Source organism: Blastococcus sp. SYSU D00669 (assembly GCF_054050715.1).
This window is the reverse complement of the sequence record NZ_JBJGZV010000005.1, coordinates 39,586-53,304: the sequence shown is the minus strand read 5'-3', so window position 1 is coordinate 53,304 and position 13,719 is coordinate 39,586. Positions and strand designations below refer to the sequence as shown.

The 13,719-nt window shown below is 76.8% G+C and carries 18 protein-coding genes; 10 read left to right on the top strand and 8 right to left on the bottom strand.

Annotated elements, in window-relative coordinates:
• Nucleotide 1: 1 nt before the first annotated feature.
• Nucleotides 2-514, bottom strand: a complete 513-nt coding sequence (locus ACI8AF_RS05690) for a DUF6328 family protein (protein WP_456538705.1) — start codon at nt 512-514, stop codon at nt 2-4.
• Nucleotides 515-620: 106 nt separating this feature from the next.
• Between ACI8AF_RS05690 and ACI8AF_RS05685 the strand changes: the two genes are divergently transcribed.
• Complete coding sequence (locus ACI8AF_RS05685) at nt 621-851, top strand: hypothetical protein (protein ID WP_456538704.1); 231 nt, start codon at nt 621-623, stop codon at nt 849-851.
• Here the strand turns inward: ACI8AF_RS05685 and ACI8AF_RS05680 are convergent.
• Nucleotides 848-1,123 (bottom strand): DUF2277 domain-containing protein, encoded by a 276-nt coding sequence (locus ACI8AF_RS05680; RefSeq protein WP_456538703.1) that lies wholly within the window; start codon nt 1,121-1,123, stop codon nt 848-850. The two genes, ACI8AF_RS05685 and ACI8AF_RS05680, sit on opposite strands and share 4 nt — an antisense overlap.
• A gap of 30 nt (nt 1,124-1,153) precedes the next feature.
• Nucleotides 1,154-1,768: a hypothetical protein gene (locus tag ACI8AF_RS05675; protein WP_456538702.1), complete on the bottom strand. Its 615-nt coding sequence runs from the start codon at nt 1,766-1,768 to the stop codon at nt 1,154-1,156.
• 90 nt (nt 1,769-1,858) lie between these two features.
• Between ACI8AF_RS05675 and ACI8AF_RS05670 the strand changes: the two genes are divergently transcribed.
• Together ACI8AF_RS05670 and ACI8AF_RS05665 are read left to right on the top strand one after the other, a co-directional pair.
• Nucleotides 1,859-2,266 (top strand): hypothetical protein, encoded by a 408-nt coding sequence (locus ACI8AF_RS05670; protein WP_456538701.1) that lies wholly within the window; start codon nt 1,859-1,861, stop codon nt 2,264-2,266.
• Nucleotides 2,267-2,304: 38 nt separating this feature from the next.
• Nucleotides 2,305-3,189, top strand: coding sequence for an SDR family NAD(P)-dependent oxidoreductase (locus tag ACI8AF_RS05665; RefSeq protein ID WP_456538700.1), 885 nt, complete (start codon nt 2,305-2,307; stop codon nt 3,187-3,189).
• 95 nt (nt 3,190-3,284) lie between these two features.
• On the opposite strand, the gene ACI8AF_RS05660 is transcribed toward ACI8AF_RS05665, so the two are convergent.
• A complete protein-coding gene (locus ACI8AF_RS05660; protein ID WP_456538699.1) occupies nt 3,285-4,097 on the bottom strand; it encodes an AraC family transcriptional regulator in 813 nt (270 codons plus the stop codon).
• 59 nt (nt 4,098-4,156) lie between these two features.
• Here ACI8AF_RS05660 and ACI8AF_RS05655 point away from each other — a divergent pair, with 59 nt between their 5' ends.
• From ACI8AF_RS05655 to eutC, 4 genes are all read left to right on the top strand, one after another.
• Nucleotides 4,157-4,771: a TIGR03086 family metal-binding protein gene (locus ACI8AF_RS05655; RefSeq protein ID WP_456538698.1), complete on the top strand. Its 615-nt coding sequence runs from the start codon at nt 4,157-4,159 to the stop codon at nt 4,769-4,771.
• A gap of 191 nt (nt 4,772-4,962) precedes the next feature.
• On the top strand, nt 4,963-6,315 hold the full coding sequence (locus ACI8AF_RS05650; protein WP_456538697.1) for an MFS transporter: 1,353 nt from the start codon (nt 4,963-4,965) through the stop codon (nt 6,313-6,315).
• Nucleotides 6,316-6,334: 19 nt separating this feature from the next.
• Nucleotides 6,335-7,750, top strand: coding sequence for an ethanolamine ammonia-lyase subunit EutB (locus tag ACI8AF_RS05645; RefSeq protein ID WP_456538696.1), 1,416 nt, complete (start codon nt 6,335-6,337; stop codon nt 7,748-7,750).
• Complete coding sequence (gene eutC / locus ACI8AF_RS05640) at nt 7,747-8,457, top strand: ethanolamine ammonia-lyase subunit EutC (RefSeq protein ID WP_456538695.1); 711 nt, start codon at nt 7,747-7,749, stop codon at nt 8,455-8,457. The genes ACI8AF_RS05645 and eutC overlap by 4 nt, the downstream gene beginning before the upstream one ends.
• On the opposite strand, the gene ACI8AF_RS05635 is transcribed toward eutC, so the two are convergent.
• A complete protein-coding gene (locus ACI8AF_RS05635; RefSeq protein WP_456538694.1) occupies nt 8,447-9,745 on the bottom strand; it encodes a PP2C family protein-serine/threonine phosphatase in 1,299 nt (432 codons plus the stop codon). The genes eutC and ACI8AF_RS05635 overlap by 11 nt on opposite strands.
• A gap of 48 nt (nt 9,746-9,793) precedes the next feature.
• Nucleotides 9,794-10,021: a hypothetical protein gene (locus tag ACI8AF_RS05630; protein WP_456538693.1), complete on the bottom strand. Its 228-nt coding sequence runs from the start codon at nt 10,019-10,021 to the stop codon at nt 9,794-9,796.
• Between the two features lie 17 nt (nt 10,022-10,038).
• Here ACI8AF_RS05630 and ACI8AF_RS05625 point away from each other — a divergent pair, with 17 nt between their 5' ends.
• Both ACI8AF_RS05625 and ACI8AF_RS05620 read left to right on the top strand, forming a co-directional pair.
• Nucleotides 10,039-10,680 (top strand): hypothetical protein, encoded by a 642-nt coding sequence (locus ACI8AF_RS05625; protein ID WP_456538692.1) that lies wholly within the window; start codon nt 10,039-10,041, stop codon nt 10,678-10,680.
• 76 nt (nt 10,681-10,756) lie between these two features.
• A complete protein-coding gene (locus ACI8AF_RS05620; RefSeq protein WP_456538691.1) occupies nt 10,757-11,254 on the top strand; it encodes a hypothetical protein in 498 nt (165 codons plus the stop codon).
• 4 nt (nt 11,255-11,258) lie between these two features.
• On the opposite strand, the gene ACI8AF_RS05615 is transcribed toward ACI8AF_RS05620, so the two are convergent.
• The gene (locus ACI8AF_RS05615; protein ID WP_456538690.1) at nt 11,259-12,215 is read right to left on the bottom strand and encodes a helix-turn-helix domain-containing protein; all 957 of its coding nucleotides are present in this window, start codon (nt 12,213-12,215) and stop codon (nt 11,259-11,261) included.
• Nucleotides 12,216-12,413: 198 nt separating this feature from the next.
• Here ACI8AF_RS05615 and ACI8AF_RS05610 point away from each other — a divergent pair, with 198 nt between their 5' ends.
• Nucleotides 12,414-13,241, top strand: coding sequence for an alpha/beta hydrolase (locus tag ACI8AF_RS05610; protein WP_456538689.1), 828 nt, complete (start codon nt 12,414-12,416; stop codon nt 13,239-13,241).
• 14 nt (nt 13,242-13,255) lie between these two features.
• Here ACI8AF_RS05610 and ACI8AF_RS05605 read toward each other — a convergent pair whose 3' ends face one another.
• Complete coding sequence (locus ACI8AF_RS05605; protein WP_456538688.1) at nt 13,256-13,693, bottom strand: YccF domain-containing protein; 438 nt, start codon at nt 13,691-13,693, stop codon at nt 13,256-13,258.
• Nucleotides 13,694-13,719 lie beyond the last annotated feature (26 nt).

Here is a 13,719-nt window from a genome sequence, read left to right as displayed (position 1 = left end):
TTCAGCCCTCGTCGTCCGCCCGGCCGCGGGCCCGCTGGTAGAGCGGCGTGGCGAACCACCACCACGCGAGGAGCACGGCGACCGCCCCGGCGGTGATCCAGGCCTGGGTGGCGCTGAACAGCACGTCGACGACGAGGAGCACCGCCGAGCAGATGGCGACCGCCAGCACGGCGGTGCCGGCGATCGTCGACTTGCTGCTGCGCTTGAGCAGCGCCTCCTTGTCGTGCTTGCGGAAGAGGATCCGGTGCTGGGCCGTCGGCGCGATGAGCAGACCGGTCGCGACGGCCGCGGCGACGAGGCTGACGAAGTAGACGTCCTTCTGGAACGCCGTCATGTCCTCGACGCCCTGCGAGAAGGGCACGACCAGCAGGAAGGCGAAGAGGAACTGCACTCCCGGGAGCGCGACCCGGAGCTCGTTGAGGAGCTCGATCAGCTCCCGGTTGACCCGTTCCTGGTGCGTCTCGCCGGGCTCGCCGTCGTCCCGCCCCGGACGTTGCCGCACCTCCACGCTCATGGCGACGCCTCGCTCTCAGCCGAATGCCGTCCCGCTGGCCGTTCACCTGCTGTTCACCCGTGCCCGGGAAGGATGCCGCACGAGCGGGTATCGCGGCAGCATGTCGATGACGAGTCCGCTCGAGCCGGAGCAGGGGATGCCGGACCAGGGCATCCCGGCCGCCGACCCGGGGGCCGGTGCCCCCGAGCCGGCCGACGGGTTCGGGATCGAGGGGGAGGAGCCGGACGTCGCGCACGCCCAGCCGGGCGACCGGGCCGATCCGCCCGACGACCCGCCGGACCTGCCGCGCGACGACGTGCCGTTCCGGACGCCGGACCCGCGGGACGTCGGCGGCTAGGCGGGCGTCCCGTACCGCGCGGCGGCCCGGGCGCGCGCCTTGACCGCCTCCACCTCGCGGTCCTTGGGCGGCGCCGTCGTCACCAGCGCGTCGAGCAGCCGCTGGGAGGCGGCGGCCACCTCGGCCACGGCCTGCTCGAACACCTCGGTGTTCGCCTGCGACGGCCGCGTCGTCCCGCTGATCTTGCGGACGTACTGCAGCGCCGCCGCCTGGACCTCCTCGGAGGTCACCGGGGGCTCGAAGTTGGCCAGCGGTCGGATGTTCCGGCACATGCCGGGCAGCCTACGAGCCGGGGGTGACGCTCAGAGGACGAAACCGGCGCGGTCGATCCGCCGGTGGTAGCGGTCGCCGAGCTTGCCGCCCAGGACCGCGCCGACCAGCGTGACCACGAGGATCGCGACCAGGGTGATGATGCCGGCGGTGGTGGCGGTGCCCTCGTCGACCGGGATGCGCGGCAGGTTCAGCTGCTGCAGCACGTTGTACTCGGCGCCGAGCGCCACCCCGGCGAGCGCGAGCAGCACCACGACGAGCAGCCCGATCAGCCACACGGCCAGCCCCTGGCGGACGCCGTCGAAGCGGGCCATCCGCCCGGCGACGTAGCCGCCGGCGAGGTAGGCGAGGAAGAGGACGACGAGGACGCCGATCCCGCCGGCCAGGCCGAGGGTGTCGGCCTGCGCGGCGGCCTCGTCGGCGGTGTCGACGCCGTTGGTGAGGCCGATCGCGACGCCGGCGGCCGACAGCAGGGCGATCAGGACGACGGCGAGCCCGTTGGCCGACAGCCAGCCGAAGAACGCCGCCCCCCACTTGATGCCGCCGAAGCGCGCCCGCTGGGCGGCGACCGCGTCGCGGGCCGTGCCGCGGGTCGCGTGCGACCCTTCGGTCGTGGTGGTCCCGTCGCGGTCCTCGTGGATCGCCATGCCCGGCCTCCTCCGTCGCAGGTCGGACTGGGAATTCCCGCAGGCCGGGGCGCGGAAACGGCGCCGCCCGTCGCCCGATCGGGGGACGCGGTGACCGTCGTCCTGGTCGACGCGGCGAACGTGGTCGGCTCGCGGCCGGACGGCTGGTGGCGGGACCGGGCGGGCGCGACCGCACGGCTGCTCGCCCGGCTGGCCGCGCTCCCGGGCACGTCGACGACCGGCCCGGACGGCGCCCCGCTTCAGGTCACCGGGGTGGTGGTCGTCGTGGAGGGGCAGGCGCGGGACGTGGCGGCACCGGACGGCGTCGACGTCGTCCGGGCGCCCGGCAGCGGGGACGACGCCCTGGCGGCGCGGGCGGCCGCGCTGGCCGGCGCCGGGGACCCGCCGCTGGTGGTCACCGCGGATCGCGGACTGCGGGCCCGCCTGCCGGCGGGCACCCCGGTCGCCGGCCCGCGCTGGCTGCTCGAGCGGCTGCATGGATCCGGGGCCGACGGGTAGGTCGTGCACAACCCTTCCCGAGCCACCGGAGTTCCCGCATGCCCCCCTCGCCCCAGACCGTGCTGATCACCGGCGCCTCGAGCGGGATCGGGCGCGCGACCGCCCGCCGCTTCGCCGCGAGCGGGGCGTCGGTCGTCCTGGTCGCCCGCGGCCGTGAGTCCCTCGAGGCGGCGGCGGAGGAGGCGCGCGCGGCCGGTGCCGCCGCGGCCGTCGTCCACCCCGCCGACGTCACCGACGCCGGCGCCGTCCGCGCGGCGGTCGACGCCGCGGTCGAGCGGTTCGGCCGGCTCGACGTCATCGTGCACTCGGCGCAGGTGATGGCGTACGGCCGGGTCGAGGACGTGCCCGCGGAGGTCTTCGACCGCGTGGTGGACACCGCCCTGCACGGCACTGCCAACGTGGGCCGGGCGGCGCTGCCGGTGTTCCGCCGGCAGGGCGCCGGCCACCTCGTCGTCGTCAGCTCGCTGCTCGCGTCGGTCGCCACCCCGCTGATGGGCAGCTACATCGCGGCGAAGTGGGGCCAGATGGGGCTGGTGCGGGTGCTGCAGCAGGAGGTCCGCGACGTGCCGGCGATCAAGGTCTCCGCGGTCGCCTGCGGCGGCGTCAGCACGCCGATCTACTACCAGGGCGCGTCCTACATGGGCCGCACCGGCCGTCCACCGATCCCGGTCTACTCGCCCGAGCGCATCGCGAAGCGCATCGCGCGCGTTCTCGGCCGGCCGCGCCGCATGGTGCACGCCGGGCCGCTGAACCCGCTGGTCATCGCCGGCTTCCGGCTCTTCCCCGGGGTGTACGACGCCCTGGTCGGGCCGATGCTGCGCACGTTCGCCGTCTCCCGCGACGAGACCGGCCCCACCGAGGGCAATGTCTTCGAGTCGCGGCCGGCGACCAACGCCACCCGGGGTCCCTGGCGCGGCATCTGAGGCCCGGCCTCCGGGCCGAGAAGGCACCCCGTGCACGGGACACGCGCGGACACGCCGAACCGCCGTGCACGGATCGCCTTCTCGGCGGCGCAGCGTCAGCCGGACGCCTCCGCGCGGGCGTACCGGGCGGGCGGCTCGCCGACCACGCGGGTGAAGTCCCGCACCAGGTGCGCCTGGTCGGCGTAGCCCAGCTCGACGGCCAGCGCCGCCCAGTCCACCGGGCCGGCGGCGGCGCGGCCGGCGGCCTCGTGCAGCCGCGCCCATCGCACCAGCTCCTTCGGCCCGACCCCGATCCACTCGGCGCAGAACCGCTGCAGGCTGCGCGGCGTCGTCGCCAGCCGGGCGGCGAGGTCCTCGACCCGGCGGATCGCCGGCTGGGCGTCGACCAGGGCGACCAGCCCGTCGGCGCGGTCGACGGCCGGGTCGGGCTCCGGGCACAGAGGGGCGAGGACGGCGTCCACGATCCCGGCGGCCGCGGCCGCGGAGGGCGCCGCCGCCACCTGCGCCCGGACGGCGTCGGCGTCGAGGTCGGCCATCGTGCCCACCGGCACCTCGGTGTCGGTCAGCGCCGACACCGGACCCGGCAGCCACGGCCGCGCCCCGCCGGGCCGGAACCGCACCCCCACCACCCGGCCGCGGCCGGTCAGCTCGTAGCCGGAGTCCGACCGGCGCAGCGGGCCGGTCACCCGGGCGCGGTCGGGCTCGAACGACAGGTGCACCGACGGGTTGGGCAGGACCCGCTGCCGGTGCGTCCGCCCGGGCGGCAGCGCCCACTCGACCGTCCAGAGGTAGGAGACGAAGGCGGCCAGCCGGGGTGACGGCGCGTGCCGGCCGACGTCGAACGCCGCCTCCGCGGTGCGCGGGTGCAGGATGCCGCGGTCGTCGCCGGGCGGTTCGTCGACGGGCACCGGCCGATTCTGTCGCGGATCTTCAAGACCCGCGGCCACCCCTGGAGTGGGCTGGCGGCATGACGAACACGACCGCGAAGCCCGAAGCCCTGCAGGTCCGCACCGCTGCCGAGCTGGCCGCGTCCGCCGTCGCCGCCGTCCCGGCCGACCGCTGGACCGCACCGACGCCGTGCGCCGACTTCGACGTCCGGGCCCTCGCCGAGCACCTCGCCTGGGGAGCGCTGCTGTCGCTGCACGCGGCCCGCCGGGAACCGCTCGAGCGCGACTGGAGCAGCGCCGGGCCGCCGCCGTTCCTCGCCGGCCTGCCGCCGCGGGACTGGGCGCCCGCCGTGGCGCAGCAGCTGCGCGCCGCCGCCGACGCCTGGGGGGAGCCGGGCGCCTGGGAGGGGGAGACGGTGATGGGGACGTCGCCGATGCCGGCCGCCGTCGTCGGGCCGATGATGCTCGCCGAGTTCGCCGTCCACGGCTGGGACGTCGCCCGGGCGGTGGGCGCGCCCTACGACGTCCCCGAGGAGCTCGGCCGGACCGCGCTCACCGCCGTGGAGGGGATCGCGGCGACGGGCCGCGACGGTGGGTGGTTCGGCGCCGAGGTGCCCGTGCCCGCCGACGCCCCCGCCTTCGCGCGGGCGCTCGGCCTCGCCGGCCGCGACCCCGTCGGGACGCCGTCCGCGTGAGAGCGCCGCCACAGGAGCCGCTGCCGCCGTGGACGGTGACGGCTCCTGTGGCACGACGGTGGTTCGTCTCACGCCGGATTCCCGGGCGAGGAGCGGCATGAGCGCCGGGAGCCGGGGCACCGTGGAGAGGAACGGGTGCCCGAGGTCGTGTGCTCTTCCCTGCCCCTCGCCCTCCCGAGAGACGAACTCCCATGACGACTCCTCCCTCGCTGGCGCGCGCCCGCGTCCCGGTCGCGGACCTGCTCCGCTCGACCGCCTCGCGCGCGCCGGAGCCCTCGACGTCGCGGCTGCGCGCGGCCGTCACCGCCCTCTTCGTGCTCGACGGCGCCGTCTTCGGCAGCTGGGCCGCGCGCGTCCCCGACGTGGCCGCCGGGGTCGGCGCCGGCCACCGGACGCTCGGCATCGCGCTGCTGTGCCTCTCGCTCGGTGCGCTGGTGTGCATGCGCGTCACGGGTGCGTGGTGCGCCCGGTTCGGCGCCGGGCGGGTGGCCGCGGTGGCCGCGGTCGCCGTCTCCGCCGGTGCGGTCCTGCCCGGTCTGGTGGCCGGCGTCCCCGGGCTGTGCGCGGCGCTGTTCGCGTTCGGCGCCGCGACCGGCATGGTCAACGTCGCCGCCAACTCCGTCGGCGTGGAGGTGGAGGCCCGCGTCGGCCGGCCGATCCTGTCGGGCCTGCACGCCGGCTTCAGCCTCGGCGGGCTGGCCGGCGCGCTGCTCGGCGGCGGCGTCTCCTCCCTGCTCGGGGTGACCGCGCACCTCGCGCTGGTCGCCGCCGCCGGCCTGTTCGTCAGCGCGTGGGCGCTGCCGGCCCTCGTCGGCGCCCCGCGGTCCACCGCGGCGCCGGACGCGCCGGACGGCGCCGACGGCCCGCGCCGTCGGCCTACCGCCGTCCTCGTCGTGCTGGGCGCCATCGCCGGCTGCACCGCGTTCGGCGAGGGCGCGCTCACCGACTGGGGCGCGCTGCTGCTGCGCGAGGAGCTCGCCGCCCCGGCGACCGTCGCCGCGGCGGGGTACGCCGGGTTCTCCCTGGCCATGGCCGCGGGCCGGCTCGCCGGCGGCCGGCTGCTGCAGGCGGTGGGGGAGCGGTGGCTGCTGGTCGGCGGCACGCTGCTCGCCGCGACCGGTGCCCTCGCCGCGGTGACGACGTCGTCCCTGACCGTGGCGCTCGCCGGCTTCGTGCTGGTCGGGCTCGGGCTGGCCAACGTGTTCCCGCTGGCCGTCGCCCGCGCCGGGCTGCTCGGCGGCGCCCGGGGCATCGCCCTGTCCACCACCGTCGGCTACACCGGCCTGCTGGGCGGCCCGCCGGTGATCGGGCTGCTCGCCGAGTCCGCCGGCCTGCCGGTGGCGGTCGGCTCGGTGGCCGTCCTCGCGGTGGTGGCCGGCGTCCTGGTGCTCACCGTGTCCGGCGAGCGGGTCCGGCTGCCGCGGCCGCGCACCCTCCTCGACCGGGCCGTCGCCGGGGTCGGGCGCCTGCAGCCGGCGGTGTCCGGCTTCGGGCACGGCACCGGCGTGTACGTGCGCGAGCTCACCACCCTCGTGCCCGACTGATCCTGGTTCACTGCCCGGCATGACCGTCCGCCGCGGCTCGCTGGCCGGGCACACGTACGAGTTCGGCTCGCTGGCCGACCTGCTGGCCAAGGCCACGCCGCCGCGGTCCGGCGACGTCCTCGCCGGCGTCGCGGCGGAGTCGGCGGCGCAGCGGGTGGCCGCGCAGGCCGTGCTCGCCGACCTGCCGCTGGCGACCTTCCTCGAGGAGCAGGTCGTCGGCTACGACGAGGACGACGTCACGCGGCTGGTCCTCGACACCCACGACGCCGCCGCCTTCGCGCCGGTGGCGTCGCTGACGGTCGGGGAGTTCCGCGACCGGCTGCTGCAGTGGGCGGCCGACGGCGACGAGGCGTCGATCGGCGGGCTGGCCCGCGGGCTGACCCCCGAGATGGTGGCGGCGACGTCGAAGCTGATGCGCAACGCCGACCTGGTCGCCGTCGCCCGGCGGACCCGGGTCGCGACCGGGCTGCGGAGCACGCTCGGCCTGCCGGGCCGGCTGGCGTCGCGGCTGCAGCCGAACTCGCCGACCGACGACCCGCTGGAGGTCACCGCGTCGGTGGTCGACGGCCTGCTGCACGGCTGCGGTGACGCCGTCATCGGCATCAACCCGGCCACCGACTCCCCGGCGCGCACCGTGGCCCTGCTGCACCTGCTCGACGAGGTCATCGACCGGTACAGCATCCCCACGCAGTCGTGCGTGCTCGCCCACGTCACAACGACGCTGCGCGCGCTCGAGCAGGGCGCGCCGGTCGACCTGGTGTTCCAGTCGGTGGCCGGCACGCAGGCGGGCAACCGCTCGTTCGGCGTCACGCTCGACCTGCTCGCCGAGGCGCGGGCCGGCGCGCTGGCGCTCGGCCGCGGGACGGCCGGGCGCAACGTCATGTACTTCGAGACCGGGCAGGGCTCGGCGCTGTCGGCCGACGCGCACCGCAGGGTGGACGGCGTCCCGGTCGACCAGCAGACCCTCGAGGCCCGCGCCTACGCCGTCGCGCGGCACTTCGAGCCGCTGCTGGTGAACACCGTCGTCGGCTTCATCGGCCCGGAGTACCTCTACGACGGCAAGCAGGTGCTGCGCGCCGGGCTGGAGGACCACTTCTGCGGCAAGCTGCTCGGCCTGCCCATGGGCGTCGACGTCTGCTACACCAACCATGCCGAGGTGGACGGCGACGACACCGACGCGCTGATGCTGCTGCTCGGCGCGGCGGGCTGCACGTTCCTCATCGCCGTCCCCGGGGCCGACGACGTGATGCTGCACTACCAGTCGCTGTCCTTCTCCGACGTCCTCACCACCCGGCAGGTGCTCGGCCTGCGGCCGGCGCCGGAGTTCGAGGCCTGGCTGGCGCGGATGGACCTGCTCGACGACGCCGGCCGGGTGCGCTCGCTCGCCCCCGACGCGCCGGCGGCCCGCGCGCTGCTCGCGGCGGCCTCCCGGTGAGCGACGCGGTGCCGGACGCCTGGGCCGTGCTGCGGTCGGCCACCCGGGCCCGGGTGGCCCTCGGCCGGGCCGGCGACGCCCTGCCGACGGCGCGGGAGCTGGAGTTCCGCGCCGCGCACGCCGCGGCCCGCGACGCCGTCCACGCGCCGCTCGACCGGCGGCAGGTGGCCCTCGACGAGGTGCTTGAGGTGCGCTCGGCCGCCCCCGACCGGGCCACCTACCTGCAGCGCCCCGACCTCGGCCGGCGGCTCGCCGAGGGCACGTCGCTGGACCGGACCGACGCCGACCTGGCCGTCGTCGTCGCCGACGGGCTCTCGCCGCGCGCGGTGCACGAGCACGCCGCGGGCGTCACCACCGCGCTGCTCGCGCGGCTGCCGGGCTGGTCGGTGGCACCGGTCGTGCTGGCGCACCAGGCGCGGGTGGCGCTGGGCGACGCGATCGGCGCGGCGCTCGGCGTGCGCGCGGTGGTGGTGCTGGTCGGGGAGCGGCCCGGGCTGTCGGCCGCCGACTCCCTCGGCGCGTACCTGACCTGGGACCCGCGGCCCGGCCGGGTGGACGCCGAGCGCAACTGCGTCTCCAACATCCGCCCGCCGCACGGGCTCTCGTACGCGCAGGCCGCCGACACCGTCGCCGCGCTGCTCACCGCCGCCCGCCGGCTCGGCGCCTCCGGGGTGGCGCTCAAGGACGAGTCCGCGCTCACGCCCTAGCGGCTCTCCGGCTTCGCCTCGGGGATGTCGGGCGCCAGCTCGTCGTCGCGGGGCGGGCGCTTCCACTCGACCAGCAGGAGCGACGCGTCGTCGCTGGTGCGCCCCGCCGCGCGGCCATGAGCGCGTGCGAGAGCCGGCGCACCGTCTCGGCCGCGGCCAGTCCCTCGGCGGTGGTCTCCTCGATCACCTCGCGCAGCCGGGCCTCGCCGAACTGCTCGCCCGCGACGCGCTCCTCGACCACGCCGTCGGTGAAGAAGAGGACCCGGTCCGCCGGCTCCAGCCGGGCGGTCTGCACCCGCGCCGGCCGCCCGTCGGCGAGCCCGACCGGCCGGGTGATCGGCCCGGTCAGCTCGCCGACCACCCGGCCGCCACGCACGTGCAGCGGAGCCGGGTGGCCGGCGTTCACCCAGCTCAGCTCCCCGCCGGCGGTGTCCAGCCGGCCGATCTGCGCGGTGGCGAACCTGCCCGGGAAGGTGGCGGCCACCGCGTGGTCCATGCGCTCGTAGATCTCGGTCAGCTCGGCGCCGGACTGCCGGCCGTGCCGGTACGCGGCGATGACGACGGTCGCCATCGTGGCGGCCTCCAGGCCGTGACCCATCGCGTCGAAGACGGCGACGTGCAGCAGGTGCTCGTCGAGGGCGTAGTCGAAGCTGTCGCCGCCCACCTCGTACGCGGGCTCGAGGATGCCGGCCAGGTCGACGTCGGGCGTGGTCATGGCCAGCGGCGGCAGGGTGTCGCGCTGCAGGCGGGCGGACAGGGTCATCGGCCGGGTGGCACGGGTCAGCTCGAAGGCGTCCGTGTAGGCGGACTTGGTGACCACCAGGTCGGCCACCAGCCCGGCGAGGCGCTGGGCCAGCCGCCGGTCGCCGTCGGAGACGGCCGGCAGCGTGACCGAGAGGACGCCGACCCGATCGGAGCCGTCGAGCATCGGCAGGTGCAGCCGCCGCCGTCCGTCGGGCAGCTCCGCCTCGACCAGCTCGTCGGTGCTGAACGCCCGTCCCTCCGGGGACTCGTGGATCGGCACCCGACGCCCCGCCATGCCCCGCCCCTCCAGCGGCTGCAGGCTGACCTGGTCGTGGTCCTGCAGGTGGATCGCGACGTCGTCCCCACCCGCGGCCCCCACCTCCTGTGCCACCAGCGGCCCGACGAGACGGGGCGGGATGAGGTGCGCCCGGTCCAGCAGCGAGCCGAGCAGCGCCTCGCCCAGGCTCTCCGCCGCCGACCGGTCCCCCGACCGGTCCCGGAAGCCGATCGGGGCGCCACGCTGCTCCTCGTCACCAGCAGGCATGGGGAGTTCGATGCGCGCCCGCCCGAACCGGTAAACGCGGGTCGTGGCTCAGGACCGGCGCAGCAACCGGGCCAGCCGGTGGGTGCGGCCGGCGGACAGCTCCTCGGCCGTGGGCGGCTCCGGCTCGGCCCCCAGCGCGGCGTGCCGCTCGCGCAGCCGCGCGCGGACGTCGTCGGGCGTGCAGGACCGCCGCTGCCGCTCGTTGCGAGCGAGGACGGCGCCGGTGGCCGCCACCCCGGCGAGGCCGGCCAGTCCGAGCAGCTTCCACAGGCGCACGTCCGTAAGTTAGCGCCGTGCCCGCCCGCCGCGCCCTGCCGCTCGACGAGGCCGTCGACCTGACCCGCACCGGCGACGTCTGGATCTTCCGCGGCGGCTCGCCCGCCGACCGGGTCATCCAGGCGGTGACCAACGCGCCGGTCAACCACGTGGGCATGGCCGTCGTCCTCGACGACCTGCCGCCGCTGCTCTGGCACGCCGAGCTGGGGCGGTCGCTGCCCGACGCGTGGACCGGCGACCACCACCGCGGGGTCCAGCTGCACGACCTGCGCGACGCCGTCCTCACCTGGCGGCGCCGGTACGGGCAGCGCGCCTGGCTGCGCCAGCTGGTCGGACCGGCCGACGACGGCGGCGTCACCTCCGAGATGGAGGACGCCGTGCTGCGCACCGTCGCCCGGCTGGACGGCAAGCCGTTCCCCACCACCCGCGGGCTGGCGGCGGGCTGGATCAACGGCCGGCTGCGGCGCCGGACCACCACCGAGGCCGTCTACTGCGCCGAGCTCGTGGCGGCCACCTACACCGCGATGGGGCTGCTGCCGGCCGAGCGGCCGCGCAACTGGTACGACCCGGGCAAGTTCTGGTCCGGCGACGACCTGGAGCTGCAGCTGGGCGCCACCCTGGGCGACGAGATCGCCGTCGACGTGCCCGCCGCCGGCTGACACACCTGCACACCCCCTGGGGTGGGTTCCCCGGGTTCGGCTGCTCCGGTGGCGGGAACGGGCCGATCCGCAACCCGTGTCCACGATCCTGCCCACCGTCGGGCCCGACGTCCTCCGCCGCGAGCCGTCCGCCGCGGACGGCCTGCTGCCCGGCCCCGCCGCCCTGCTCGACCGGCTCGGGGACGCGCTCGCCGACCTCACCGCGCCGCCGGCCACCCTCGCCGTCGTCGGTCTGCTGCGCCGCGACGACGGCTGGCCGACCGCCCCGGCCACCATGCGCGCGGTGACCGCCCTGCTCGCCGGCGGCGTCCGGGGGGACGACCGGCTGGCCCGCGAGGGTGCCGCGGAGTTCGCCGTCCTGATCGCGGGGGGTCCGGACGGCGCCGAGGTCGCGGTGCGCCGGCTCGTGGGTGCCGTCGGCGGCGTCGTCACCGGGGTGGCGGCCGCCGCCGGTCTCGCGGCGCTGGAGCCCGGCCTGCAGGCGGCCGAGGTGCGCCGCCGGGCGCAGCTGTCGCTGGCCGCCGCGCGGACCCGGGGCGCCGGGGCGCTGGTGCGCTACCGCGGCGGCCGCTGACCGCTCACCGGCTGCCGGCGCCGCGCCAGTCCCGCGGGCTCAGCCCGTAGGCGTCGCGGAACCGCCGGCTGAAGTGCGACGGGTCGGCGAACCCCCACCGCCGGGCGACCATGGCGATCGACCGGTGCTCGGCGGCGGGGTCGGCCAGCTCCGCGCGGGCGCCGGCCAGCCGCTGCTCGATGATCCACTGCTCGAGGCTCAGGCCGGCCGCCCGGCAGAGCCGGTACAGGTAGCGGGTGGAGATGGCGTGCTCCCGGGCGATCCGCTCGGGCCCGAGGTCGACGTCCCCGAGGTGCTGGCGCACGTAGGCCCGGACCCGGGTCAGCAGGGTGTCGGCGAGCGCGTCGCGGGCGCCGCGCCGACCACCGGACGCCGAGGCGAGCAGCGCCCGCACCAGGTCGACGGTGGCCGCGGCGAGGCTGCCGACCAGCGGGTCGCCCTCCAGGCGGGCCGCGTCCCGGGTCACCTGGTCCACGTGCACGCGGACGAGGTCGTACATGGCGCTGCGCCCGATGGCCGGTGCCGCCGCCCGGACGGTGTCCACGGGCAGCCCCAGCCGGCTCACCGGGACGTGCAGCGCGCGGCCGGCGCCGTGGCCGGTCCACCGGAACTCGTACGGCGCGGTCAGCTCGGTCGTCGCGAGCCCGCCCGCCGGCACGGTGCGCTGCTCGTCGAACTGGTCCTGCCGGCCGGTGCCCCGTTCCTGCACCGAGACCGAGAGCACCTCCACCTCGCCGCTCCGGAGCAGCCGCGGCGGACGGACCAGGGAGAGCCCACCGGTCACCTCGGCGCGCAGCACGGCGAGCCCATCGAGGTCCCAGCCGTCCATCCGCGCCGACCACGGCCGCTCGGCGTCGTGCACGTCGACGCGGGAGGGCATCGTCGCCTCGGTCATCGCCGCGGCGAAGGCGGGGCGCCGGTCGGCGGGCGCCAGTGCGGCGGTGTCGAACAGCGTGGCCACGGGGCTCCCTCCGCAGAAGCTCTGGTCGGCGACGCTGCCTCGGCGTCGATCGTGGTGGGAGCGGTTCCACCTTGTAAAGCCCCCGCCGGCGCGAGGCACGGGCAGGCAGGGCCCGGAGCATGGCGCGCAGGGACCACCGCGGCCGGCGGCGCCGCCCTAGCGTCGCCGTCGCCGATCCCCGCCTCCCGGAGGTGCTGCGTGGCCGAGCCCGACCGCGTCCCCGTCGTCTTCGTGCACGGACTGTGGCTGCACTCGAGCAGCTGGGCGCCGTGGGTGGAGCTGTTCACCGAGCGCGGGTTCGACGCGCACGCGCCCGGCTGGCCCGGCGACGCCGCGACGGCCGCCGAGACCCGGGCCGACCCCGGGGCGGTGGCCGACGTCGGCATCGCCGCGGTGACCGACTCCTACTCGGCCTTCATCTCCGAGCTGCCGTCGCCACCGGTGGTCGTCGGGCACTCCTTCGGCGGGCTGGTGGCCCAGCGGCTGCACGCGATGGGGTTCGCGCGGGCGTGCGTCGCGCTGTCGCCGGCCCAGTTCAAGGGCGTGCTCGGCCTGCCGCCGGTGCAGCTGCGCAACGCGCTGCCGGTGCTGTCACGGCCCTGGCTGCTGCACCGGACCTGGATGCACTCGCCGGACAGCTTCCACCTGGCGTTCGCCAGCGCCGTCCCCCGGGAGGAGTCCGACGCGCTGTACGAGGCGCACGTGATCCCGTCGCCGGCCAAGCCGCTGTTCCAGGCGGGGCTGGCGAACTTCTCGCCCCGCAGCGAGGCGGCGGTGGACACCCGGGCCGAGCGCGGCCCGCTGCTGATGGTCGCGGCGGGGGAGGACCGCACCGTGCCGGAGTCGACGGTGCGCGCCGCCCACCGCATCCAGGCGAAGCGCAACGCCGGCGTCACGGAGTTCCGCGCCTTCCCCGGTCGCGGCCACTCCTACGGGGCCGACTCCGGGTGGCGCGACGTCGCCGACGCCGCCCTGGAGTTCCTGAGCCGGCACGGCGTGACGGCCGCGCCGGCGGCGGCGGGGTAGCCCGTCGGAGGAGCTCAGCGCGCCGGCGCGGCGCCGACGGTCGTGCCGGCCCGGAAGTACGAGGACGGCAGCTCGGTGTCGACCACGCGCTTGCCCAGCGGCAAGAGGCCGACCAAGGCCAGCTTGAACAGCGCGACCCCGAACGGGATCCCGATGATCGTCACGCAGTAGGCGATGCCGGCGAGCACGTGCAGCAGCGACAGCCACCAGCCGACCAGCACGAACCACAGCAGGTTGCCGATCGCCGAGGCGATGCCGGCACCGGGCGCCGGCACCGTCGTGCGCCCGAACGGGATCGCGGCGTACCCGGCCAGCCGGAAGCAGGCGATGCCGAAGGGGATCGTGACGATCAGCAGGCAGGCGAGGAGCCCGGCCAGCAGGTAGGCCAGCGCGAGCCACCACCCGGTCAGCACGAACCAGACGACGTTGAGGATCAACCGGAGTCCGTCCACACCCGTCCTACGAGCCGCACCCGCGC

Excerpts from the sequence above, each read along its gene's own strand:
- ACI8AF_RS05690 (WP_456538705.1), bottom strand. The coding sequence starts at position 514 with ATGAGCGTGGAGGTGCGGCAACGTCCGGGGCGGGACGACGGCGAGCCC.
- ACI8AF_RS05685 (WP_456538704.1), top strand. The coding sequence starts at position 621 with ATGACGAGTCCGCTCGAGCCGGAGCAGGGGATGCCGGACCAGGGCATC.
- ACI8AF_RS05680 (WP_456538703.1), bottom strand. The coding sequence starts at position 1,123 with ATGTGCCGGAACATCCGACCGCTGGCCAACTTCGAGCCCCCGGTGACC.
- ACI8AF_RS05675 (WP_456538702.1), bottom strand. The coding sequence starts at position 1,768 with ATGGCGATCCACGAGGACCGCGACGGGACCACCACGACCGAAGGGTCG.
- ACI8AF_RS05665 (WP_456538700.1), top strand. The coding sequence starts at position 2,305 with ATGCCCCCCTCGCCCCAGACCGTGCTGATCACCGGCGCCTCGAGCGGG.
- ACI8AF_RS05655 (WP_456538698.1), top strand. The coding sequence starts at position 4,157 with ATGACGAACACGACCGCGAAGCCCGAAGCCCTGCAGGTCCGCACCGCT.
- ACI8AF_RS05650 (WP_456538697.1), top strand. The coding sequence starts at position 4,963 with ATGACGACTCCTCCCTCGCTGGCGCGCGCCCGCGTCCCGGTCGCGGAC.
- ACI8AF_RS05645 (WP_456538696.1), top strand. The coding sequence starts at position 6,335 with ATGACCGTCCGCCGCGGCTCGCTGGCCGGGCACACGTACGAGTTCGGC.
- ACI8AF_RS05635 (WP_456538694.1), bottom strand. The coding sequence starts at position 9,745 with ATGCCTGCTGGTGACGAGGAGCAGCGTGGCGCCCCGATCGGCTTCCGG.